Source organism: Loktanella sp. PT4BL (genome assembly GCF_003201935.1).
Taxonomy (GTDB): domain Bacteria; phylum Pseudomonadota; class Alphaproteobacteria; order Rhodobacterales; family Rhodobacteraceae; genus Yoonia.
Genome location: NZ_QJJL01000001.1, coordinates 989,902 through 1,014,271, shown reverse-complemented (window position 1 = coordinate 1,014,271; position 24,370 = coordinate 989,902). Strand labels below are relative to the sequence as shown.

Genomic DNA, 24,370 nt, shown 5'->3' with positions numbered 1-24,370 from the left:
CCCGTAAGCCCGTCTGGCGCCCCGCCGCCGCATCTCTGCGCCGCCGGTGAAGGGGGTTCTACGGTTACTCGAAGATACCCGCAACCCCTTTTTTCAAAAAAATGAAAACATCTGTTCTGTCATCAAAAACTGCCCTGATCGGAGCGGTTTTTTTGAGAAAATCTGCCGTTTCCCGCCCATTGGCCCTGTGTTGCGTGCTGGAATCAGCTTGGACACCCGCAGGATGCCACCTCAAACCGGCGTTGTTTCCACAATCTTGATTCCCCGCTTACGGTAGAAAGGTGGTCTCTTCCGGCTCGGGCTTGCGATTTGCCAGAATCGATCAAGCAGAGTTTTCAGAGAAAGATGCAGAACCTTAACCACCGTCCTCGGACTTGCGTTCTTGATCAGAGGAAATTCCGTAGCGCCGCATTTTGTCGTTCAGGGTACGGCGCGGAAGGCCCAGTGTCTCCGCCGCACGCAATGTGTTTCCTGCATGTGCTTCCAGCACCGCCGCTATCTCGCGGGCTTCGAACTCCGAGACACGATCGGCCAAGGTCATGGGGCCGGAGGTCGGGGTGCCTGCCCCTTCAACCTCATAAAGCCCCAGCGCAAAAGCCTCGGCGCTTGTTTTCAGTTCGCGGACATTCCCGCTCCAGGCCTGCCGCTTGAGCTTTTGTGACAGCACCCAAGGGACCTCCGGGTCAGCCCGCCCGTAACGCCGCGCGGCGAGCTGGGCGTAATGTGCAAAGATCAGGGGAATATCCTCGCCTGCCTCGTGCAGGGTTGGCGTGGACAACTCGGCACCGGCCAGACGGAAAAAGAAATCTGGGCGGAATGTATCCAGCAATCGCAGATTGGTCTTGGTCGTGGCAATCACCCTGACATCAAGGTGCCGCGCATCTGTCTCGCCCATCCTCTCGAAGCTGCGTTCCTGTAATACGCGCAGCAGCTTGGCCTGAATGGCCATTGGCATTGTCTCGACCTCATCCAGCATCAGCGTGCCGCCATGGGCTGCCTCCAGTTTGCCTGCCCGCCCCGCACTGTCATGTGCAAAAACGCCCTCGCCATGCCCGAACAGGATCGTCTCGGCCATGGCTTCGGGAAGAACGGCACAATTGAGTGCAACAAAGGGGCCGTCCGCACGGGTGCTTGCCGCATGGATTGCCCGCGCGGCAAGCTCTTTGCCCGTCCCTGTCTCACCGGTAATGACGACATCAAGATCGACAGAGGCCAGTGCGGCAATGCGCTTGCGAAAGTCCCGCATGGCGCGTGATTTCCCCAGGATGCTGACATCGGCGCGTTCCGCCAGCACCGTTTGCAGCCGCACTACCTCACGGCGGGCAGATTGCGCCTCAAGGGTCCGGCGCATGACCGCAAGAAGATGGGCGGATTCGTAAGGCTTCTCGAGAAAGTCTTCGGCGCCCGCGCGCATCGCCTCGACCGCATGACCGACATCGCCGTGGCCGGTCAAAAGCACGACGGGCACGCCCTGCTCTTGTGCCCGCAATGCTTTGACAAAGGCGATCCCGTCCATGCCCGGCATCCGCAGGTCGCTGATCACAAGATCCGGTTGCGCGGCCATCGCCTCAAGCGCTGCGGTCGCAGAAGCGAACGCCTGCACCGCATAGCCAGAAGTTTCGACCAGATCAGCCAGTGCTGACAAATGGTCGGCATCGTCATCGACAATGAAGATCGTGGCACTCATGCCGCCTCGGCGCTTTTCTGGACGGCCAAAGGCAAGGTCACGGTCACCCGCGTGCCTTGGTCCTGATGTGAGCGGATATCAAGCGTGCCGTTGAAGTCGGAGAGGATTGCTTTGCAAATCGCCAGACCAAGACCCAAGCCCGCACCGGTCAGCTTTGTCGAAAAGAAGGGTTCGCCCACTTTTGCCAAATCCGCGTCGGCGATGCCTTTTCCATTGTCCTGAACGCAGAGTTCGGCCTGACCGGCATGAGCCGTCACGGTCACGGTAATCTGCGCATCCGGCATATCCGCGACCGCATCAAGCGCGTTGAGCAAGAGATTTGCGACGACCTGTTCAATCCGGATCGCGCCGGCCATCACGTCGACCCTGCACTCTGGCGCGTGAAACACAGGCACAACACCAATTGCCCGTGCGCGCGGCGCAACAAGATCGAGCGCCGAAGCCACCGGCGCACAAAGGTCGATCAGCATCAGTTGCGGCACCTCTTTGCGGGCAAAGCTCTTGAGATGTTTTGTCGTGCGCTGCATCCGGCGGATCAGGCCACGGGCTTTGTCCAAACGCCTGGCCGTTGCTGTATCCTGCTGGTCTAGCCCGAGTTCAGCCGCCGACAGCGTTGCCTCCATGGCCGCGAGCGGCTGACTGATTTCATGGACGATCGCCGTAGACATCCGCCCGAGAGCGGCCATCTTTTCGGTGTGCACCAGCGCTTCCTGCGTGGCACGCAGGTCAATCTCGGCCTGCACCCGCGCATCCACCTCGCGCGCCAGATCGCTGGTACGCGCAATCACCATGGCTTCCAGTTTTTCGGATTGTGACAGGCGGAGCGCAATAATCTGCCTGCGCTGTTCCCATGCCTTGAAAGCCGCAGCAATCGCGAGCGTTGCAAGGGCCGCCAAGGCCGCCGCCGCCAATGACAAGAGCTGCATTCCCGCTGTGGCGCGCGCAGCGATCACCTGCCAGCCGGTGGATGGCATCGGGGTCAGGCGTGCGATCCAGCCATCCCCCACGGCGTCACTGCCTTCAATCGCCGTGCGGACAAGTGGCGCAGAGGTCGCGAAAGACACGCCCTCATAGGCGCGGGTGGCGGCGATCTGGTCCATGGCCTCCTGACTGAGCGTGGATAATGCGCGGTATTGCCAGTCCGGCCGCGCCGAAAGAAACACCACGCCATTGGCATCGGCAAGGGCCACATCTGCATTGGCGCTGCGCCAGATATTCTCAAGCGGCCGCAGGTCCAGCTTGACGACCAGAACACCGCTGCTGTCGCCGGCGTCAATCCGCGTCGACAGAAAGTACCCCGGCACACCGGTCGTGACACCGATAGCATAGAATTGCCCTTGGCCTGTCGCCATTGCCTCCTGAAAATAGGGGCGAAACCCGTAGTTCTCGCCCACAAAACTGCCCGCGCGGTTCCAGTTCGAGGCCGCAATGGTTTCGCCCTCAGCGTCGATCAGGAACAGCTCGCCCGCCTGCGCATGCACCGCCACCGTTTCCAGATAGCTGTTGGCCGCCTGTAACGACCCGGTGCCAGCCAGCGCATCGCGCACGCGCACATCCTCGGCAGCGACGGCAGGCAAGGAGCGCAACCGCTCGACTTCGGCCTCGACGGCACGTTTGGTCAAGAGCAGCGTCTGGTCAAGTTCGGTTCGCGCGGCGCCAAGAACAAGGTTCTGCGCGACCATCCAGACCAGCACAGCGGCAAGCCCCGCAAGCAGAAGCGGACGGACCAGTGCCATGGTGCTAGCCGTCCGTGGCGCTTTGCGTGACTGCCGTATTGTCTGAACGGGCTTTGTCACGGCGCGCCTCGGACCAGTTCATGCCGAGCAACAGAACAATCAGCACCGCCGCTGCAATCTCGACCGTCAAGGACGGCCAGAACAGACCCACCACACCCGGCAGCAGCAGAACCCGCATCCAGACCGGCATCGGGCGCCACAGGAACCCCTCCAAGAGTGCCGCAAAGGCCGTCAGGCCAAGGATCGCGATAGCGCCGCTCCAGAGCACAAGCGGCAGCGGCCCGCCAAGGATGATTTCCTCGTTGAACACCATGAACAGCGGGATCAGGTAAAGGCCCTTGGCGTATTTCCATGCCTGTATGCTCGTCTCCATCGGCTTTGACCCCGCAATCGCGGCACCGGCAAATCCGGCCAATGCCACGGGCGGCGTCACATTACTGTCTTGCGAATACCAGAAAACCACAAGATGCGCGATCAGGAGCGGGATGCCGAATTGTTCGGTCAGCGCCGGACCCACAAGGATGATCAGCACGATATAGGCCGCCGTCACCGGCAGCCCCATGCCCAGCACGAGGCTTGCCAGCAGGACAAGGATCAGCGCCAGCACGATATTGCCGCCCGAGAAGGCGATCATCATGGCAGAGAACTTGAGCCCCAGACCAGTGAGGCCCACAACACCCACGATAATACCGGCCACAGCACAAGCGACGGACACAGCCACCGCATTGCGCGCGCCCAGATCAAGCGCATCAAGTGTCAGCTTCAAACCGCGCGTACACAGCCCTAAAAAGCCCTGCATTGTCGGACCGGACCGCGCAAACTCCCAAAGCGCCCGCGCCGAAGCCGCCGCCATGATCGACAGGATCGCATAGAAACCGACGCGCATCGGCGAATACCCTGCCACAAGCAACATCACCAAAGCGACAAGCGGCAACAGAAAGTGCCAGCCTTCGGCCAGAACCTTGCGCACGCTTGGCAGTTCTTCTGCTGTCAGGCCGGTCATGCCCTGTTTGACAGCGGCAATATGCACCAGCAGGTAGACCGTGCCGAAATAGAGGACCGCGGGGAAAATCGAGACCAGCACGATATCCACGTAAGGCACGCGGGTAAATTCGCTCATCAGGAAGGCGCCTGCGCCCATCAGCGGCGGCATGATCTGCCCGCCGGTAGAGGCCGCGGCCTCGATTCCGCCAGCCTGTGCGGGGCGGTAGCCCAGCTTCTTCATCAGCGGGATCGTGAAGGCACCTGTTGTCACCACGTTTGCAATGGCCGAGCCCGAGATCGAGCCCATGCCGGCACTCGCAATCACGGCGGCTTTGGCGGGGCCGCCACGCTGTTTGCCCGCGGCAGCATAGGCCAGATCAATAAAGAATTTCCCTGCGCCTGTGACTTCAAGAAAGGCCCCGAAAAGGACGAAGATGAACACGAACGTCGCCGCAACGCCCAAGGGAATACCGAAAATCCCCTCGGCCCCGAGTGTCATCTGGCTGGCGACACGGTCCAGCGAATAGCCGCGGTGGTTCAGGATGCCAGGCATCCAGTCGGCAAGGAACGGCAGTTCGCCACGACTGCCAGCAAAGGCATAAGCAATAAAGAAGACACCGATCAGCGTCATGCCAAGGCCCACAGCGCGGCGGGCGGCTTCCAGCACAACGATAATCGTGACAACACCCATCCACACGTCGATGTCGCGCGGGAAAATCTGGTTGGCGATAATGTCGATATTCATGGGCACCCAAGCACCCGCAGCAATGCTGAGCACGATCAGCGTGCCATCAATGGCCCATCCCAATGGACCACGCGCCTTGGCGCGACCAAAGGCGGGATAGATCAGGAAACACAAGACAAGCACGAACCCGAGGTGGATCGGACGTTGGAAGAACAATCCCAATGGCTGCACGCCTGCGGTATAAAGCTGGAACAGCGAGAGCGTGATCCCGATCACGGTGATCGCACGGATCACAAACCATGGCTGCGGCGCGTGGATCGGGCTGTCTTCAGTTGTCGTCGTCATTGTTCAATACTTCCCAAAAGAGCGATCCGCACACGTTCGCGCGGGGCGACGGCAGAGAGTGACACAACGGCCTCTCCGACCTGCAAGCGATGATCGACCGAGCCTTCCCCGGGACGCAGCACATAGGCGTTCCCCGGTACAGGTTCGTTGATATCGAGAATAAAATACCCGCCCTGCCCGTCCGTGACCTGCCGCCCGCGCCCCGGAATGTGATCCAGCCCTGCGGCGAAATCAGGCAGATGCGCATGCATCAACACCATCCGGCCAGCCCGATTTACATAGCAATCGGACACGGGAAATCCTTTGACCGAGTGGTTCCAGAGTACGCACCATTCCGTGCCTTGCGGCACATCAAAACGGGCGATCTCTGTGCCATCTTCACGGGTCGCAACAAGCACTTCGGCCCCGGCCGAAACCGGCAGCAGCAGTAGAATGAGAAGGGGGAGGACTTTGCCTCCCCCTTCCCAAATCGGTCTAATCATGGACGCAGGCCATCCGGAATGGTCACACCGACTTCTTCATAGTAGCGGATCGCACCGGGATGCAGCGGCACTGGTGTCGCAGCAATTGTGAAATCAATTGTGGTCTCATTCGCAGCAGGGTGTACGGCCTGCAATTCAGCGATGTTTTCAAACATTGCCTTGGTGATGCTGTAGGCAAGGTCGTCGGACATCTCGGACGATACGGTCAGCACGTTCGGAATACCCAGCACGCTGATATCTGCGTCAACGCCGTTGTAGCTGCCACCTGCAAGCGTTGTCATTGCAAAGGTCGCGTTTGCGTCCATCGCCGCGGCCATCTCGGCCTCGGTCAGCTCAATGATCACGATGTCCTGTGTTGTGGCAAGGTTGAGGATCGAGGATGTCGGCGCACCCACAGACCAGAAACCAGCGTCGATATCGCCGTTGCTTAGCGCATCAGCGGTTTCGTTGAAGTTCAAACGCTGCTCGTCAATGTCGTCATAGCTGATGCCATTGGCCTCAAGGATCGCATTTGTGTTGACTTCGGTACCAGAGCCCGGTGCACCGATCGACACGCGCTTGCCGCGCAAGTCTTCCAGTGACGTAATGCCCGAACCTTCCAGTGCCACGATCTGCACCATGTTGGCATAGAGCGATGCAAGGCCGCGGATCATCGGCAATTGCTGGCCCTCAAAGCGGCCTGTCCCTGTGTAGGCTTGGGACACCGTATCAGCCAGACCAATGGCCAGATCCGCGTCGCCTGTCGCGATCAGACCCATATTCTCGACCGATGCGCCTGTGACTTCAGCCGCAGCAGCATAGCCGTCGATGTGGTTGTTGATGATCTCGGCAAGTCCGCCACCCATCGGGTAATAGACGCCACCGGTGCCACCGGTCGCGATTGAAAGCTGCTCCTGCGCCACCGCAGGTGCACCAAAGCTCAATGCAACAACAGCTGCGCCAAGCAGGCCAACAGGCCTGCGCAATACTTCTTTAAACATGTAATCCTCCCAGATCGGGCTTCACGCCCATAAGTTTGGCCCGGATGGTTTCGGGTCCGCTCAAGGGTGGCGCAATTGCGCGGGAAATGGGACTCCTTTTTCTGCAAACCGCAAATTTTTGTGGCAAGAGATTGCCAGCGCTCTCGCAAATTCTCGCCAGACCGCGCGCAAGTTGTCCAAGGATCAATCCTGCAACGGAGCCGTCTGAGTTTCAGAACCTTCGGCGCGTCATCTTGCAGGGCAACGGTATGCGCAATCCTGACACCCGATGCGCGACGCCCTACTCTCGACTATCGCGGCGGGTCCAATGTCTGCGTCGAAAAACGCCAGTATTCCTCGTTGTCAGGCACCTTGCGCAGGCAACCTTTGCTCGGCAAGCGTCACCCAATAAGAGGCACCGATCGGAATGATTTCGTCGTTGAAGTCATATTCGGGGTGGTGCAGCCCCTTGCTCGGACCATTGCCGATCTGGATATAGGCGCCGGGGCAAGCTTGCAGCATATAGGCAAAGTCCTCGCCGCCTGTCGTCCGCGGGGCCTGTGTGTCACACGCACCGGCGACCGCTTGCGCCGCCATTGCCGCGAAACCTGTCTCTTTCTCATGGTTCGCCATGACCGGGTAGGAAACCTCCGGCCAATCAAGCGCTGCCGTCGCGCCATAGGTCTGTGCCGTCAAGGTGGCCACGGATCCAATACGTGCCAAAATATCGCCGCGCACTTTCTCGTCAAAACTACGGACTGTTCCACGCAGCGTCACTGTTTCGGGGATCACGTTGAAAGCCTCGCTTTCGGTCCGGAAAGATGTAACCGAGACCACGGCCGCCTGCTGCGGGTCCGTGTTGCGCGACACGATGGACTGTAGGTTCATCACCAGCGCCGAAGCCGCGAGCGTGGTGTCCACAACGTTGTTGGGGCGCGCCGCATGGCCACCTTTCCCCGTGACGATGATTTCAAACGTATCCACAGCCGCATAAAATGGCCCCGACCTGATCGCAAATTCCCCTTCCGGCAAGAGGGGCGAATTATGCATTCCGTAGATTTCGGAAATGCCAAAGCGGTCAATCATGCCGTCTTCAACCATGGCAAGCGCACCTGCCCCACCCTCTTCTGCCGGTTGGAAAATAACCGCGACCGTGCCGTCGAACTGCCGTGTCTCTGCAAGATATTGGGCGGCACCCAACAGCATGGCCGTATGCCCGTCATGACCGCAGGCATGCATCTTGCCGTGGACGGTTGAGGCATATTCAGCGCCGGTTGCCTCTATAATCGGCAAGGCGTCCATGTCGGCCCGAAGGCCGATGGTACGTCCTGATGCCGTCGTTCTGCCATGGATCAGGCCGACAACACCCGTCTGTCCAATGCCCGTGACGACCTCGTCACATCCAAAGGCCCGCAGTTTGTCTGCCACAATTCCTGCCGTGCGTGCGGTGTCATAAAGCAGCTCGGGGTGCATATGGAAATCGCGGCGCCATGCGGTGATTTGCGGATGCATTTCGGCAAGTCTGTTACGAATGGGCATGTTGTATCCTCGTGTCGGCGATGAATTTCATTTCGGTTTTCTCACTATCGTCCATCGGTACAGGCTTGCATCAAGCGCGGCATCGCAGTGACCCGCAGAAGACCGTCAGCATCACGGCTCGCCACCTTCAAACTGCCGACATTTGAGCCCATCCAGCGGGACGAAGTGGCAACCCCGAACATGCCAAGGGTTTCAGGCAGCAATGTAAACTGCAAGAGCATATCCGTTCGCCCAAAACGTGACGAATAAACGTAACGCATCTGTCGCGTGACATCTAGGCGTTACGGAAAGTTGAGGTTCAATCCAGTGCGAACGCATGGAGCGATCCCTCTATTCGGCCAGTTCGCGCATAACCTTGATCAAGTCGGATTTCCCTTCAAAACCGATACCCGGTAGTTCGGGCATGATGATATGGCCGTCTTCAACGCTGACGGAATCCGGAAACCCGCCATAGGGCTGGAACAGGTCGGGGTAGCTTTCGTTGCCACCCAGCCCGAGACCCGCCGCGATGTTGAGTGACATCTGGTGCCCTCCGTGCGGAATACAACGTGACGGCGACCACCCTGCCGTTTCCAGCACATCAAGCGTCCGCAGGTATTCCACCAACCCGTATGACAGCGCGCAATCGAACTGCAGCCAATCGCGGTCAGGGCGCATTCCACCATAGCGGATCAGATTTCGCGCGTCCTGATGCGAGAACAGGTTTTCACCCGTCGCCATCGGACCGGGGTAGAACTCGGCCATCGCGGCCTGAAGCTGATAATCCAGGGGATCGCCGATCTCCTCGTACCAGAACAGCGGATAGTTGCGCAGCATCTTGGCGTAGGCGATGGCAGTCTCGAGATCGAAGCGGCCATTTGCGTCGACGGCCAGTTGCGCTTCCGAGCCGATTTCGGCCAACACAGCCTCAATGCGCCGCTGGTCTTCGTCAATCGTGGCGCCACCGATCTTCATCTTGACCACGTTATAGCCGCGATCCAGATAGCCCCGCATCTCTTGGCGCAGTGCCGTGTCGTCTTTGCCCGGATAGTAATACCCACCTGCCGCATAAACAAAGACGCGGCGGTTTGCTGCGACGCTCTTGCCCTCGGCGAGCAGTTGGTAAAGCGGCTTTTCCGCGATCTTCGCAATGGCATCCCAGACAGCCATATCAATCGTACCGACTGCAACCGAACGCTCGCCATGTCCGCCCGGTTTCTCGTTCTGCATCATCGCAGCCCAGATTTTATGTCCATCCAGATTGTCACCCGCCTCATTGATCAGCGATGCTGGGTCCGCTTCAAGGATACGGTCCCTGAAACGTTCACGGATCAGACCGCCCTGACCATAGCGACCATTGGAATTGAAGCCGTAACCGACAACGCGGCGGCCGTCCCTGACGACATCGGTGACCACGGCCACCAGACTCGCTGTCATTTTGCTGAAATCAATATATGCGTTCCGGATCGGAGACGCGATCGGCTTGGTCACTTCGCAGATATCGACGATGCGCATTGGCTTTTCCTTTTCAACAATTTGTCGCCCTGTGGCCGTCAACGCGTATCTTGGCGGATCACACCTGACAATATCCAACACCAGAACAGGTACAACAAGGCGCGGGCAGCAATATATCTTGCACAGACGCCCTGCAGCGCCCAACAAGGACCCGTGACAAAAACGACAAGACGGGAACCTGATCGTGACCAATACGCTCTATGATGCGCTCTTCGCACGCCATGCAGAAAACGACGCCACATTTCTGACGCTGGATGACGGGACAAAGGTCAGTTACCGCAGCTTTGTGCGACGCGTCGGACAGTTGGCGCAGGTGCTGGCGGATGCAGGCGTAAACCCGGGTGACCGGATTGTTGTACAGGCCCCCAAGATCATGGACACGATCGCCCTTTACGGTGCCGCTGTCCAAACAGGGGCGGTCTATTTGCCGCTCAACACAGCATATACGCAAAGCGAGGTCGCGTATTTCATCACCGATGCGGCCCCGCGCATGGTCATGTGCGATGCAGAAAACGCAGCCGCGGTTTCCACAGTCTGCAGCGGTGACACGCAGGTGCTGACCTTCGCTACAGACGGCACAGGATCGCTTTCCACTGAGGCCAATACCTGCGTGGGAACCTTTGCAGCGGTGCCGCGCGGCCCCGACGATCTGGCCGCACTCCTTTACACATCGGGCACCACAGGCCGGTCAAAGGGTGCGATGATGTCGCACAAAAACCTGCTATCGAACGCCCAAACCCTGACCGAGCTTTGGCGGATTACCAGTGAGGACCGGTTGATCCATGCGCTGCCGATCTTTCACACCCACGGGCTTTTTGTGGCGCTGAACACCGCGTTATTGGCCGGCGCGCAGGTCCGGTTCATGGCCGGCTTTGATATCGACGCAATCATTGGCGAACTGCCCGCATCCACGCTTCTGATGGGTGTGCCTACCTTTTACACCCGCCTGCTGGCGGACACACGGCTGACCCGCGATCTGGTCGCGAATATGCGGCTTTTCATATCAGGGTCTGCGCCGCTGCTGGCAGAAACCCATACCGCGTTTGAAAGCAGAACCGGCCACCGTATTCTTGAACGCTACGGGATGACCGAAACCAACATGATTACCTCCAACCCCTATGATGGCGCGCGGCTGGCAGGCACAGTCGGCTACGCCCTGCCCGGGACAGAAGTTGAAATCACCAGTGACGGTCAGCCGGTTGGACCGGATGAAATCGGGATGATCGAGGTGCGCGGCGACAATGTGTTTCAGGGCTATTGGAACATGCCCGAAAAAACCGCCGAAGAGCTGCGCAAGAACGGTTTTTTCATAACAGGCGATCTGGGTGTGAAATCGGAAGACGGGCGCATCACGATCGTTGGACGGCAGAAGGATCTGATCATCTCAGGGGGCTACAACATCTATCCCAAAGAAATCGAAGACGTGCTCAATGATATTGACGGCGTTGTCGAAAGCGCTGTTTTCGGCGTGGCCCATCCCGACTTTGGGGAAACCGTGCTGGCAGCAATCGTGTTGGACAATCACACCCTGACGACTGATGACATCGCCGCAGCGGCCACGCCGCAACTTGCACGTTTCAAGCACCCGAAGCGATACATCATCACCGACGCCCTGCCCCGCAACACGATGGGCAAAGTCCAGAAAAACATCCTGCGCGAGATGTACCGCGATCTTGGGACGGCATGATATTGTAGTCACGCCACGCGCAAGAAAAATATTTCAATCACGTCCCTCATGCCCTACCATTCAAATATACGAATATGTAGGTGAGCCATGAAACTGACACGCAGAAAAGTCATCCAAGGCGGGGCAAGTGCAACCTTGTCGGCTGCTTTGACACAGCCCGTTTGGGCACAAACAACATTGCAGGCGGATGACCGCACGCTGAACACGCTCAGCGACGGCAATCTTGTTTTGCCCAAGAGCTTTGCTTTCGGGGGTACACCGCCAGAAGGTGCCGATGAGCTGCTCGCGCGCTACGGCATCACAGGCGACAGCATGACACCTGATTGCAACGTCACACTCTTGCGCAGCGGTGACCGCACGATCCTGTTTGATGTGGGTGCTGGGCAGGAATTCATGCCCAGCGCCGGTAAGTTGCTGGATGCCTTCGATACCTTGGGCGTTGATATTTTCGATGTCACCGATGTGGTCTTTACCCATGCCCACCCCGACCATCTTTGGGGCGTGCGCGATGATTTCGGCGATCTGATGTTCCCTGATGCGACCTATCACATGGGCCGCGCCGAATGGGATTACTGGACCGATCCCGACACTGTCTCAACCATCGACGAGGGCCGTGTTACCTTTGCTGTAGGGGCCCAAAGCCGCCTTGAGCTGCTGGCCGAGCAGATCAACCTCTTTGAGGATGATCAGGAAATCCTGCCCGGCGTTCTGTCGCGCATGACCCCGGGCCACACCCCCGGTCATATGGCGTTCGAGGTGCAGATGGGCAGTGAAAGCATCATGATCCTTGGCGATAGCATCGTGAACCATCATATCGCCTTCGAGAAACCGGCGTGGCTTTCGGGGTCGGATCAGGATCCTGAACTGGGCGTCCAGACGCGCCTTGGCTTGCTTGACCAGCTCAGCACATCGCAAATGCGCCTGATCGGCTTCCACCTGCCGGGTGGCGGTTTGGGCCGAGCGGAACGGCGCGGCGACGGCTTTGTCTTTGTCGGTGAAGAGACATGATCCGTTACGTTCTTCCAGTAATGGCCGTTCTTGCGACAACCGTGCAGGCCAACGAAAACATTGCGGACCAGTATCCCGGTTCCGCTCTCTACAGCGCACCGGTTGAATTTATCCCCGGTGTCTTCAGCGCCATCGGGGCCACCGCACCGCCAACATACGAAAACAGCGGCCACAACAACAACCTCAGCTTTATTGTCACAGGCGAAGGTGTCGTCGTGATCAACGGCGGCGGCGCCTATGTGCTGGCTGCGGCCTTGCATGACGAAATCAAGGCGCGCACAGATGAGCCTGTGGTTCTGGTGGTCAATGAAAACGGCCAGGGCCATGCGATGCTGGGCAATTCCTATTGGGCCGAACAGGGCGTGCCGATCATTGCCCATGAGGACGCCGCTGCCGAATTCGAAGACCGCGGCTTTCAGATTCTCGAAGCCATGCAAGCCCTGAACAAGGACAAGGCCGAAGGCACTTATCTGCAAGGTCCGACCGAAACCTTCAGCGATGAATATATCGTCGAACTTGGCGATTTCCGCATGGAAGTGCGCTATCTTGGGCCTTCACACAGCGCAGGGGATGTTGTCGTCTGGCTCCCGAACCAAGAGCTTGTGATCGCAGGCGACATCGCCTTCCACGAACGGATGCTGCCGCTCTTTGACGACACAAATACGCTGGACTGGCTGGACACATGGGACACCGCGTTCGAGCCCCTGAATGCGACCTATGTGATCCCCGGGCACGGGCATCCGACCAACATGGATCAGGTGCGCCTTTATACCAAAGGCTATCTGGAATATCTGCGCGGCAAGATTGCCGAACATCTTGAGGCTGGTGGCGGGCTTGCCGAGGCTTACTATGTCGATCAATCGCCCTATGCCCATCTGGACACATTCGAGGAACTGGCGACCAAGAATGCCGGACGCGTCTATGAGCAGATGGAATTCGAGTAGATCAGGCGATCACCAGTGAGGGGCGGTGCAGCACGCGCTGTGTGACCATCGCCCCCACCCACATGGCCCCCACCGCAACCCAGGCTGTCAGCGCGAAAATGGCCCCGCCAGACATGCCTGCACCAACAGCACAGCCGCCCGCCAGCATACTGCCAAACCCCATCAGGGCGGCGCCGACCAGATAGACCTCCATCGGGCTATCAGGACCAAAGCGCTGGATACGTGCCTCTTTCGTGGCCAAAGCCATGGCCCCCGCGCCGACAAAAACACCCGGCACAAGCCCGATACCAAAGCCAAGCGGCAGTTCGGTACTGTTTACCAATCCCATAAGTGTATCTGTCGAGGGCCCCGTAAACGTGACCGAGGAGATGGCCACCACCTCGAATGAATTCATCGCAACCGCATAGGTGCCAAGCCACCCCAGTGCCACCGCAAGCCCGACGCCGACAGCGGCTACTGCATGACTGGTTTTCACATTCTGGCGGTGGCTGAGCACCAGCGCCGCACCCAAAGCCGCCGCAGCGATCAATGCTGCCAGTGATGACGTCAAACCTGTCTGCCAAAGCAGACTGCGCGTCGCCCCGCCCGGCACCACCCAAAGCGATGCAAGCTGTTCCCGCGCGGGTGCCAGCGCGCCGCGCAGCGCGGATTGCGCCACCAGCGTCAGCACCAGTCCGGTCACAATGGCCCGCAGGTTTCCCGTGGCCGACAACACCAGCAACCGGCTGGCGCAGCCGCGCGCTAGGATCATGCCGACGCCAAACATCAGCCCGCCGATGATGGCACCTGACATGCTGCCTGTCGTGGCCAGTTGACGGCTTTGCGACACATCAAGCCAGCCAAGTACAATCAGGGTCTGGACCACCAAAACTCCGGCAGAAAACGCAATCAGCCAGATGGAAAGCCGCGGGCCCAGTTTGCCTTCGGCCACTTCAACCGTGGCCGCGCGCAGGCAAAACCGCGAATGCTGTGCTGTGGCACCAAACAGCACCCCCACCAAGCCGCCCAAGGCCATCAGGATGGCCCCTTCACCGTAAGTTTCGATCAGATTTTCAAGCATACCTTGGCCCCGTCCATATATCTTGGCTGTACCAACGCAGGGCGCGGGGCGCTTTGATGCAAGTCAAACCTACTGCGCGGCCATTGGCAGGCGTGCAAGCTGGCATTGGGTCCAAAGGGTTTCCAATGCACCGACGAGGTGGTCAATATCAGCGTCCGAATGCACCGGTGACGGGGTGATCCGCAAACGCTCGGTCCCTTTGGGCACGGTCGGATAATTGATCGGCTGGATGTAGATGCCATAATCGCGCATCAGAATATCGGACAGGTATTTGCATTTCACCGGATCGCCTACCATCACCGGAATGATGTGGCTGGGGTTGTCGATATGCGGAATGCCAATCGCATCGAGCCGCGCGCGGACTTCGGCGACTTTCTCCTTTTGGGCCGCACGTTCCGCAGCACTGGATTTCAGATGCCGGATCGAGGCTGCGGCACCCGCGGCAACAGCAGGCGGAAGGGCTGTGGTAAAGATGAACCCGCTGGCAAAAGAGCGGACAAAGTCGCACAGATCAGCCGAGGCCGCGATGTAGCCGCCCATCACACCAAAGGCTTTGCCCAGCGTTCCCTCAATGACCGTGATACGGTCCATCAGACCCTCACGTTCGGCGATCCCGCCACCGCGCGGGCCATAGAGGCCCACGGCATGGACCTCATCAAGATAGGTCATTGCGTTGTATTTCTCGGCCAGATCACAAATCTCGGCGATGGGTGCGATATCGCCATCCATCGAATAGACGCTTTCAAAGGCGATCAGTTTCGCCCGCTCAAGCGGCTGGGCGGCGAGCAATTGCTCAAGGTGCTCCAGATCATTGTGCCGCCAAATCTGGCGCTCTGCCTTCGAGTGACGGATACCTTCAATCATGCTGGCATGGTTGAGCGCATCCGACAGCACCAGACAATCGGGAATTTTCGCAGCCAGCGTGCCAAGTGCCGCCCAGTTGGACACATATCCGCTGGTAAAGAGCAGGGCTGCTTCCTTGTTGTGCAGATCGGCCAGTTCGGCCTCCAGCAATACATGGTTATGTGTCGTGCCTGAGATATTCCGCGTCCCGCCTGCCCCTGCACCAACCGTATCCAACGCCTCATGCATGGCGGACAGCACATCAGGGTGCTGCCCCATGCCCAGATAGTCATTCGAGCACCAGATCGTCACATCGCGGGTCTGCGCACCGTGGTTGGTTGCCTGCGGAAATTTCCCGCAATGGCGTTCAAGATCCGCAAAAACACGGTAGTTGCCCTCATCTTGCAGTTGCGCAAGTGCGGTCGCGAAATATCCGTCGTAATTCATCTTTATCCTTATCCGCCTACCGCTTCCTGTACGATCTCATCCAAGAGCACCTGCACCTTTTGCATTTCACCTTCAGGGTAGGTGCGATGCCCCACGAGGACTTCGCCCTCCAGTGCCGCGACAAAGATGCCATAGGGGCAATGCGCGATATTCATCGGGTCCGCTTCCATCACCTCGCGCGAGAGTTGGGCAGAGCAGAACAAGAAGATATCCGCCCCCTCAAAGAGCATCTTGTCACTGCCGACATCCTCGGCTGTCCGTGCCAGCATTTCGCCGGTGTGACTGACGTAATCAATCACAAGGCCTTTGCCGATGATGGCGTTCTCGACTGCAAAAGTCGCATCATCAAAGCTTCCATTGAAAGGGTAAGTGACCGCGTCCTGTGCGGCAACTTGTGTCGCGGCAAGGATCAAAAATGCGCCGATAAGTCTATTTTTCATCATACGTCCTCCATGTCCCCAGCCTAGCAGTGTCGTTTTGGCGGGCCCTGACATACATCAAGGCCCGACAGGTGATTATCCGAACATGTCGGCGACGATCCCGTCGTACCAGCCGATCGATTCCTGATAGGTGGCCGCACGCAGTTCATCGCTTTCGCCGGTTGCGCTGACAAAGCCGTCGACCTTCGCGATCTTTTCGTCGGTTGCTTCATATGTCGCACCAACCTTCACGCCGTCATTGGTATCAATCAAAGACCAGCAGGTGTTTGCAAAACGGGCCGGAAACACGGTTGATCCGGTCAAAGCGCCGCGCACCGCATTGGCGCAGACCTTGGCCTGGCTGTTGGCCGAGAAGCCGGATTTCGGCATATCGCCCTGTGCGGCAGCATCACCCAAGACATGAATGTTCGGGTCCATCTTAGAAGACATATCGGCAGCATTGACCGGTGCCCAGTTGCCATCGGTGATACCTGCGATTTCGGCAATCCGGCCCGCTTTCATCGCGGGGATCACGTTGCAGACATCAACGTCATTGACGTCACCATCAATCGTCAGGGTCATCGCCTGCGGATCAACCGACACATTCGCCCCGCCAAAGTCCGGCCCGATCCGCTCGACCATGCCGGCATAGTGCCGGTTCCAGCCTTCCTCGAACAAGCCTTGTTTGGAGAAACTCTCTTTCGGGTCGGCAATCAGGATTTTGGCCGTCGGGTTTACTTCTTTGAGCGCGTGCGCCACCATCGAGATCCGCTCATAGGGGCCGGGCGGGCAGCGGTAAGGGTTTGGCGGTGCGACCATTGCAAAGGTACCGCCCTGCGGCATTGCCATGATCTGCGCCTTGAGCAGTTCGGTTTGCGAACCACCCTTATAGGCATGTGGCATCGCGTTTTGCGCAGACACATCCCAGCCCTCGACGGCACCGTCCACGAAATCAATGCCGGGTGACAGGATCAGACGGTCGTACGGCAGACTGCTACCACCAGCGAGGGTGACAGTCTTGGCGTCACGGTCCACTCCGACGGCCCAGTCGTGAATGACGTTGATGCCGTAATCAGAGGCCAGCGTGCCATAGCTATGGCCAAGCGAGCCCATGTCGCGGAAACCACCCAAGTAGAGGTTGGAAAAGAAACAGGTGTAATAGGTGCGTGTCGGTTCGACCAGTGTGACGTCAAGCGCGCCCTGACTGTCCTTGGCCAGATAGCGTGCCGCGGTCGCACCGCCCGCACCGCCGCCAATCACGACAACGCGGGGTTTACCCTGTGCGCGCACCATCGGTGCGGCCAGCAATCCCGTTGTCGCAGCCGCTGATCCAATAAACGTCCTTCTATCAAATTTCATTGTCTTTCCTCCCAATGATGCATCCTTACCGGATGCTTTCGAAATAGGCCGCAAGGGCCGCAATCTCTTCGTTAGATAACCGGCCCGCCATCATCTGCATGACAGGATGGGCGCGCACGCCTTCCTTGTAGGCATGCATCGCGACAACAAAGTCCTCGGTCGGCCAGTTTGTAATGGATGGAATACCGGTCGCCGCACCGCTCGCCTGATGGCAGGCCGTGCATTCGCCGGACAGGTATTCGCCATATGCCGGATCTCCGACAATCGCGAGAACCTCGGGGGCAACCGCGTGATCCACTGCGGCCGCTGTCGGTGCGGCCTCTGGAATGTTTGCGGGGCTGGATGAGAACAACCGCAGATAGGCCAACAGATCATCACGGTCCTGCTGTTCAGCGATACCGCGAAAGCTCATCCGTGTGTTGGACACCAGCACCCGGGGGTTCTCGATGAAACTATCGAGCGTATCATAGGTCCAGACCAGCCCGCCTGCGGCGGCACGTTCAAATCCCGCCGAATACCGGAAGCCCTCGGCCTCGCCCGCGGCACGGTCAAAGATATGGTTCAGTTGGGGACCAATCCGGTCAACAGCCCCCTGCCCGACCTGATGGCAACTGCTGCATTGGCGAAAGAGTTCTTCGCCCCGTTCGGGATCACCGCCAACTTCGGCAAAGCCGTGGCTGGCGGCGCCCATAAAGGCAAGTAGCAGAAGGTGGCGACGCATTAGTCCGCAAAGCTCTGCAAATAGGCGATCAGTGCCGCAACCTCGGCTTCGTCCCCGACGCCGCGGAACGCCATCTTTGTGCCGGCCATTGTACCGCGTGGATCCGTGAGGAACGCGGCAAGGCTTTCCGCAGTCCACACCTCTCCGGCGGCATTTGCCTGTTCGAAGACACCCGAGTAGCGGAACCCGTCAACGGACCCGATTGTCTGCCCGATCATGCCATTCAAGACAGGACCCGTGCGGTTGCGCGCGCCGTCGCCAACCTGATGGCAGGTCTGGCACTGGCGGAATGCACCTTCACCGGCGGCGATCAGGGCCGGATCAATCCCGCCCGCATCTTCGGCAACAGCAACCGCCGGAGTGGCCTCAGGTGCGGGCGCGCTGACTGCGGCTTCCACTTCTTCGTCCGGGGTAACATCAAGGAACGTCGCTCGCATCGTGATCTCGACGCTCTCCTTGCAGTTTTCCATGCAAGGTTCCGTGCGCCATTCGGCATACTCAAGCTCAGGCCGGTCATCGACGACAAAGCCGTCGGCGTTGTACATCTCGACTTCCGTGAAGTTCTCATGGCTCAGCTCGAAATCGTCATCAACCATGTTGTTGGAATACAAAAGATACGCCACGATCGCGTAGGTCTCATCCGGCGTCAGCGTACCCGCTTCACCAAAAGGCATTGACCGGTTGATGTAGTCCCATGCGGTCGAAAGATAGGGCCAGTAGGACCCCACAGTCTTCACCGGATCCCGATTTGCCAATGTGTCAAAACCACCGGCAAGCACAGGCCAGTTGCCAACACCTTCCGCAAAATCACCGTGACAAGAGGCACATTTGTCAACAAAGACCTCTTCTCCGGTAAAGACATCACCACGGCCTTCCGGCAGGCCCCGCCCGTCTGGCAGGACATCGACATCCCATGCGGCAATTTCTTCATCAAAGGCCACACGGCCCAAACCGTAGGTGCCTTCGATCACGGGCGCCGGTGCGGTCAGGCTTGCGCCGCTGACAGCGGCCAGAGCCGCAAGTTCTTCACGCTCTTGCAGCAGGCGCGCCGCTTCCGCGGCTGCAGCCTGCGCTTCGGCGGTTGCTTGTGCGGCGTTTGCCTCGATCTGCTGCACCCGTGCTTCGAGCGAGTCGATCGTCGCAGCCCCGTATTCACGCGAGGAAATGCCATAGGCAAGCCCCAGCAACAGCGCGGTGCCACCAATCGCGGGGACGAAAAGATTAAGAGACTTCGACATTCTCGGCGACCCCTTCTTCGTTAACAAACCAGGTTTGAATACAGTTGTTGTGATAGACCGCGTTCTCGCCACGCTTTTCGCGCAACTGGTCTTTTGTCGGCTGGACATAGCCGGTCTCGTCGATGGCACGCGATTGCAAGAGCATCGGGCTGCCGTCCCAGTCGGTGTCCAGATAGAAACGGGTCAAGGCTTTGGTATCGCCCTGCTTGCCAAGCCGTGCTGTTTCCCACGTGATGCCACCGTCCTTGGAGACATCAACACGGGTGATCTGCCCATGGCCGGACCACGCCAGACCAGAGATCACAAGCGGGCCCTGCCCGTGCGTGATCGGCATTTGCGGGCTGGGTGAGGTGATGACGGATTTCGCATCCATGACCCACGTCCATTTGCGGGCGATGCCGTTCTCGTAGACATCGGTATATTTGGATGTTTCCTCGCGGCTGCCGACGGCCATGTCCGTCACCTGCACGCGGCGCAGCCATTTGACCCACATATTGCCTTCCCAACCGGGAACGACCAAGCGCACAGGATAACCATGCTCCATGCGCAGTGCTTCGCCATTGGCCTTGAACGCTACCAGCACGTCATCCAGCGCCTTTTCCATCGGGATCGAACGGCCATTGGATGAGGCATCAGCGCCTTCAACATAGACCCATTTATCTGCCAGATCACCAGCCGCATCGAGGCCCGCTTCACGCAGCAAGGTCCGCAGCGGCACGCCGGTGTATTCCATGTTATGGATCATACCGTGGGTGAACTGGGCACCGTTCAACTGCGCGCCCGCCCATTCCATACCGGTGTTCGCGGCACATTCGCAGAAATAGACGTGGTTTTCACGCGGCAGACGCTCAAGATCGGCGTAGGTGAAAATCAGGGGTCGGTCGACCAGACCGTTGATCATCAGGCGGTAGTCGTCCTTGGACAGCTCGATCGCGCCCGAGTGGTGGCGCTCGAACGCGCAACCTTGCGGCGTGATTGTCCCGTCCAATGCATGGATCGGCGTAAAGTTGATCGAGGAAATCGGTGACGCGGTCAGCCACTCTACATTCCGCCGCACCACATCGCTTTCAAAGCTGATCGGCAGGCCGTAGGGCGTTTCGTCAACGCCGACACCTGTATAGGACGCCCAGTCCTGCAATTCCGTGATTTTAGGGTCGGGGCCATCCTGAGCCACTGCCTGACCTGCGACAGTCCCAGCCGCAATCGCAGCACTTCCACGCAAAAATGTGCGTCTGGACGGTTTGAAGATCTCATCCATTTCCTGTTTCTCCTTATGCGCCAGAGACTTTGACGCTTGTGTTCGGTTTCACCTGCACGGTGCCCAAATTGCGAATATGGTTTTCAACGACATCCCAGATCGGTGGTCCTTCGGTGCCTTCATTGACCGAGGCCCAGCCTGCGACCACATAGGTTTTAGCGGGATCAATCGCCTCACCGGTTTTCAACAGTGTCATGTCCGTAACGCGCTGTCCGATGGGTTTGCTGACATCAATGCTGTAGCCCATGCCGCCCACGCGGACCATGTCACCGCCTTGCTGATAGTAAGGGTCGGTGTTGAACAGGTTGTCGGCCACGTCCTCCATGATGGTATGAATAAATTCACCCGTCATTTCCGTGCGATAGGCGTTCGGATAGGTCATCGAGGTGACGTTCCAGATATCCTCGCGGGTAATGTCCTGTCCGGGCATGATTGAAGGACCCCAGCGCACGCCGGGTGACATCGAGATATCGGCGTCACGCTCCTGGATCAGCGCGTCGCAGATCAGATCATCCCACGAGCCATTGAAGTTACCGCGACGGTAGAGCAGCGTGTCATCCGCTGTCTTGCCGATAACTTCGGTCAGTTCATTCAGGAAAGGCGCGCGTTCCGCATCAATGGCGGCGGCAACCTCTGCATCCGGCTCAATCACATCCGCGAAGATCGGGATCAGCTTGTGGCGGAAGCCCATCATCCGGCCATCGCGCACATCAAGATCAACGCGGCTGACGAACTTCCCGTTGGAGCCGGAGGCCACAACAATCGTTTCGCCAACCAAAACAGGTTCCGGCAGCGCGTCATGGGTGTGTCCGGCGAGGATCACATCAATTCCTGTGACGCGCTCTGCCATCTTCTTGTCCACGTCAAAACCGTTGTGGGACAGGCAGACAACCAGTTCGGCACCCTGCCCGCGGACCTCATCGACCATTTCCTGCATGCGCTGGTCGCGGATGCCGAACGAATACTCGGGGAACATCCAACCGGGGTTAGCGATCGGCATATAGGGGAAAGCTTGCCCGATCACCGCAATTTTCACACCGCCACGTTCAAAGAACTGGTAAGGCTGGAAATCCTCTGCGGGTTCGTCCCACTCGGCGTCAAAAATGTTCTGTCCCAGCGCGGCAAAGGGCAGATCGCCTACAATATCGCGCACACGGTCAGACCCCAGCGTGAATTCCCAGTGGAAGGTCATCGCATCGGGTTTCAGCAGGTTCATGATGTTCACGACATCCTGCCCTTCGGTTTTGTAGCAGGTGTACGAGCCGTGCCATGTATCGCCGCCATCCAGCAACAACGCATCGGGACGGTCCGCGCGGATGCTGTTCACGACAGTCGCGACACGGTCCATCCCGCCCATCTTGCCATAGGCCTGACCAAGCGCAGTAAAATCGTCATAGCTGAGCGCGTAATGCGACGCGCTGCCATCTTCGATACCATAAAGCTTGCGGAAGTCTGCGCCCGTGATGTGTGGCACTGCCCCCTTGTTGGATCCAACGCCAAGATTGATTTCAGGCTCGCGGAACCAGATCGGTTTCAGCTGGGCGTGAATATCGGTGATATGGATAAGGGAAACATTCCCGAAGGTGTCAAACTGAAGCAGATCGCTTTGGCTCAACGCTTGCTGCGCTGCCAGCCTGCCCCAATTGCCAAAGCCCGACGCTCCGACAATCGCCGAAGCCGCCATGCTGGCCTGCAGAAAATCGCGACGTGAGATCATGTGAGTTATCGAGCCTCTTGTGCTATCATATTCTAATTTGTGAATATATTGAGGTTGAAAATGCCCGCCTCAAACTGGTTGAAGCGGGCAGTTCAGGGAGGATTAGTTTCTGACGGACGGGCCTTCGACCGAGAGGCCGTTGCCGCGTGAGGCGACATAAAGCTCGAGCGCGATGAATTCCTCGGAACCGACGGCAAATGTTTCCGCACGGGTGTCACGAATACACCCACGGAAGCGTCCCTGCACACCGTTCAGCTTGGCGTTCTTCAGGCGATAGGTCGGAAACGCGTTGATCTGGCCTTGGCTCAGGTGATCGGCGCGGATGTTATTGCCATAGTTGTCTTCGTGGCAATTGGCGCAAGACAGATCAAGCTGGCCGAACCGTGTATAGTACAGCTCACGGCCCTTTTCCCACATGGCCTGAACGGGGCCGTCGATGGCCACATTCACAGGGATGCCGCGTGACACGGACGCCAAGAGCGCTTCCATATTCAGCATCTCGTTGCCATCGTACTTCCACTCGTCGGCACCCATCTGTTCTGTCCGGCAACCGTTGACCTGCATCGCGATTGTACGCACTTCTTCGGCTTCGTCGTTCCATTTGGGGTAAACAGCACGCACACCGGCCATTTCTTCCGGCGCACCGTGACAGGCCGCACAGGATTGACCCTCTGTGCCCTCAACTGTGTTCCATGCTGCGATCGCATCGTCGACAAAGATCATGCCGGGGTTTTCGAAATCATCCATCTGCAAGGCTTGTGTTTCCGTCGAACGAAACACCCAACCCGAGTAGATCGTGCTCAGGTTTTCAACATGCGCTGGCGCATCGGTCCGGACTGTGATCTCGATCTCTTCGTTGATGACGAGATCTGCCTCTTCGTCCGCGTTTGCCGCAAAAGCGGAAAGAATTGCTACGGCGGCAATACCGCCCTTAAACAGTGATTTCATAGACATCGGCCCTCCCTGGCGTGTGTTCCGCGGTTACCCGACGGTAATATCTTTGCTGTCGGTGTAGACGGCGCCGTCATCATCATACCAAGTGAATTCGAACGTCCCGCTCTCTGGCACGATGGCCTGGAACTCGAAATACGGGTTCGTTGAAATCGCCGGCTCCAGCGTGACGTCAATGACTGTCTCGCCGTTAAACGTGCATGTGAAACGGTTGATGATCGAGCGCGGGATCACATTGCCGTCGCCATCTTTGCGCTGACCGGACTCCATCGGGTGGCTGATCAGTGTCTTGATGGTGATTTCTTCGCCGGCGGTGGCATCACGGGGGACGCGAACGCGGGGTGTTACATTATCTGCCATTTGTTTTCTTCCTCACTCAGCCGCCGCAGCCGCCAATGGTCACTTTTACTTCCTGACTGGCCTGCACAAAGCTGCCGTCAGGCATGCGGGCGATCGCGACGACATCCTGCGTGCCTGCAAGACGGATACGTGTCGCCGCAGATTGGGATGCGGCCATCGGACCGAAATTGAATGTCGCAACCGATGGTGTCGGATTGCCTGCTGCAAAGACGATAATCGCCTCGGCACCCGGCGCATTCACTTCGATCGGCACAGTGTTGCCGTTCTCCGCGATTTCAGGGGCAATCAATGTAATGCCCTCACTTCCGACAGCGGCACCACCGGTAAACGCTGCAATATTATCCTCGACTGCAGCGAATGCACGAAACGGCATAACAGCTGCGAGCGCGGAGCCGAACGCCATCATAAGCGTATGTCTACGTGTAAGTTTCATAGGGTCTCCTATAA

Annotated in this window: 22 protein-coding genes; 3 read left to right on the top strand and 19 right to left on the bottom strand. The window is 58.5% G+C overall.

Annotated elements, in window-relative coordinates; translation table 11 throughout:
• Nucleotides 1–355 precede the first annotated feature (355 nt).
• The 8 genes from C7964_RS04890 to C7964_RS04860 all read right to left on the bottom strand — a co-directional run bounded on the left by C7964_RS04890 (nt 356) and on the right by C7964_RS04860 (nt 9,911).
• A complete protein-coding gene (locus C7964_RS04890) occupies nt 356–1,687 on the bottom strand; it encodes a sigma-54-dependent transcriptional regulator (protein ID WP_110278484.1) in 1,332 nt (443 codons plus the stop codon).
• Nucleotides 1,684–3,423, bottom strand: coding sequence for a sensor histidine kinase (locus C7964_RS04885; protein WP_110278483.1), 1,740 nt, complete (start codon nt 3,421–3,423; stop codon nt 1,684–1,686). The genes C7964_RS04890 and C7964_RS04885 overlap by 4 nt, the downstream gene beginning before the upstream one ends.
• Nucleotides 3,424–3,427: 4 nt before the next feature.
• Complete coding sequence (locus C7964_RS04880) at nt 3,428–5,437, bottom strand: TRAP transporter permease (RefSeq protein WP_110278482.1); 2,010 nt, start codon at nt 5,435–5,437, stop codon at nt 3,428–3,430.
• Entirely contained in the window at nt 5,434–5,919 is a 486-nt protein-coding gene (locus C7964_RS04875; protein ID WP_110278481.1) for a DUF1850 domain-containing protein, read from the bottom strand. Before C7964_RS04875 ends, C7964_RS04880 begins: the two co-directional genes overlap by 4 nt.
• Nucleotides 5,916–6,899, bottom strand: a complete 984-nt coding sequence (locus C7964_RS04870) for a TAXI family TRAP transporter solute-binding subunit (RefSeq protein WP_110278480.1) — start codon at nt 6,897–6,899, stop codon at nt 5,916–5,918. Before C7964_RS04870 ends, C7964_RS04875 begins: the two co-directional genes overlap by 4 nt.
• A 342-nt stretch (nt 6,900–7,241) precedes the next feature.
• Entirely contained in the window at nt 7,242–8,417 is a 1,176-nt protein-coding gene (locus tag C7964_RS04865; protein WP_110278479.1) for a M20 aminoacylase family protein, read from the bottom strand.
• A gap of 44 nt (nt 8,418–8,461) precedes the next feature.
• A complete protein-coding gene (locus tag C7964_RS19880; RefSeq protein ID WP_181417105.1) occupies nt 8,462–8,632 on the bottom strand; it encodes a hypothetical protein in 171 nt (56 codons plus the stop codon).
• 115 nt (nt 8,633–8,747) lie between these two features.
• The gene (locus C7964_RS04860) at nt 8,748–9,911 is read right to left on the bottom strand and encodes a mandelate racemase/muconate lactonizing enzyme family protein (RefSeq protein WP_110278478.1); all 1,164 of its coding nucleotides are present in this window, start codon (nt 9,909–9,911) and stop codon (nt 8,748–8,750) included.
• Between the two features lie 184 nt (nt 9,912–10,095).
• Here C7964_RS04860 and C7964_RS04855 point away from each other — a divergent pair, with 184 nt between their 5' ends.
• The 3 genes from C7964_RS04855 (at nt 10,096) to C7964_RS04845 (ending at nt 13,550) form a co-directional block, all read left to right on the top strand.
• Nucleotides 10,096–11,598, top strand: coding sequence for a malonate--CoA ligase (locus tag C7964_RS04855; RefSeq protein ID WP_110278477.1), 1,503 nt, complete (start codon nt 10,096–10,098; stop codon nt 11,596–11,598).
• 87 nt (nt 11,599–11,685) lie between these two features.
• Nucleotides 11,686–12,606 carry an MBL fold metallo-hydrolase gene (locus tag C7964_RS04850; protein WP_110278476.1) on the top strand — a complete coding sequence of 307 codons (921 nt, stop codon included), beginning with the start codon at nt 11,686–11,688 and terminating at the stop codon, nt 12,604–12,606.
• Nucleotides 12,603–13,550, top strand: coding sequence for an MBL fold metallo-hydrolase (locus C7964_RS04845; protein WP_181417104.1), 948 nt, complete (start codon nt 12,603–12,605; stop codon nt 13,548–13,550). The genes C7964_RS04850 and C7964_RS04845 overlap by 4 nt, the downstream gene beginning before the upstream one ends.
• Nucleotide 13,551: 1 nt before the next feature.
• On the opposite strand, the gene C7964_RS04840 is transcribed toward C7964_RS04845, so the two are convergent.
• From C7964_RS04840 to soxY, 11 genes are all read right to left on the bottom strand, one after another.
• Nucleotides 13,552–14,610, bottom strand: coding sequence for a YeeE/YedE family protein (locus C7964_RS04840; protein ID WP_110278475.1), 1,059 nt, complete (start codon nt 14,608–14,610; stop codon nt 13,552–13,554).
• A 69-nt stretch (nt 14,611–14,679) separates the two neighbouring features.
• Entirely contained in the window at nt 14,680–15,900 is a 1,221-nt protein-coding gene (gene hemA, locus C7964_RS04835; protein ID WP_110278474.1) for a 5-aminolevulinate synthase, read from the bottom strand.
• Nucleotides 15,901–15,908: 8 nt separating this feature from the next.
• On the bottom strand, nt 15,909–16,340 hold the full coding sequence (locus tag C7964_RS04830; protein ID WP_502693552.1) for a DUF302 domain-containing protein: 432 nt from the start codon (nt 16,338–16,340) through the stop codon (nt 15,909–15,911).
• Between the two features lie 75 nt (nt 16,341–16,415).
• A complete protein-coding gene (locus tag C7964_RS04825) occupies nt 16,416–17,678 on the bottom strand; it encodes an NAD(P)/FAD-dependent oxidoreductase (protein WP_110278472.1) in 1,263 nt (420 codons plus the stop codon).
• A 25-nt stretch (nt 17,679–17,703) separates the two neighbouring features.
• Nucleotides 17,704–18,399, bottom strand: a complete 696-nt coding sequence (locus C7964_RS04820; RefSeq protein ID WP_110278471.1) for a c-type cytochrome — start codon at nt 18,397–18,399, stop codon at nt 17,704–17,706.
• Complete coding sequence (locus C7964_RS04815) at nt 18,399–19,637, bottom strand: c-type cytochrome (RefSeq protein ID WP_110278470.1); 1,239 nt, start codon at nt 19,635–19,637, stop codon at nt 18,399–18,401. Before C7964_RS04815 ends, C7964_RS04820 begins: the two co-directional genes overlap by 1 nt.
• Entirely contained in the window at nt 19,621–20,895 is a 1,275-nt protein-coding gene (gene soxC, locus C7964_RS04810; RefSeq protein ID WP_076661149.1) for a sulfite dehydrogenase, read from the bottom strand. The genes C7964_RS04815 and soxC overlap by 17 nt, the downstream gene beginning before the upstream one ends.
• A 13-nt stretch (nt 20,896–20,908) precedes the next feature.
• Nucleotides 20,909–22,612, bottom strand: coding sequence for a thiosulfohydrolase SoxB (gene soxB, locus C7964_RS04805; protein ID WP_110278469.1), 1,704 nt, complete (start codon nt 22,610–22,612; stop codon nt 20,909–20,911).
• 102 nt (nt 22,613–22,714) lie between these two features.
• The gene (gene soxA, locus C7964_RS04800) at nt 22,715–23,560 is read right to left on the bottom strand and encodes a sulfur oxidation c-type cytochrome SoxA (protein ID WP_110278468.1); all 846 of its coding nucleotides are present in this window, start codon (nt 23,558–23,560) and stop codon (nt 22,715–22,717) included.
• Nucleotides 23,561–23,593: 33 nt separating this feature from the next.
• Nucleotides 23,594–23,923 (bottom strand): thiosulfate oxidation carrier complex protein SoxZ, encoded by a 330-nt coding sequence (soxZ, locus tag C7964_RS04795; RefSeq protein ID WP_055295993.1) that lies wholly within the window; start codon nt 23,921–23,923, stop codon nt 23,594–23,596.
• Nucleotides 23,924–23,939: 16 nt separating this feature from the next.
• Nucleotides 23,940–24,356 (bottom strand): thiosulfate oxidation carrier protein SoxY, encoded by a 417-nt coding sequence (gene soxY, locus C7964_RS04790; protein ID WP_055295994.1) that lies wholly within the window; start codon nt 24,354–24,356, stop codon nt 23,940–23,942.
• Between the last annotated feature and the right edge of the window lie 14 nt (nt 24,357–24,370).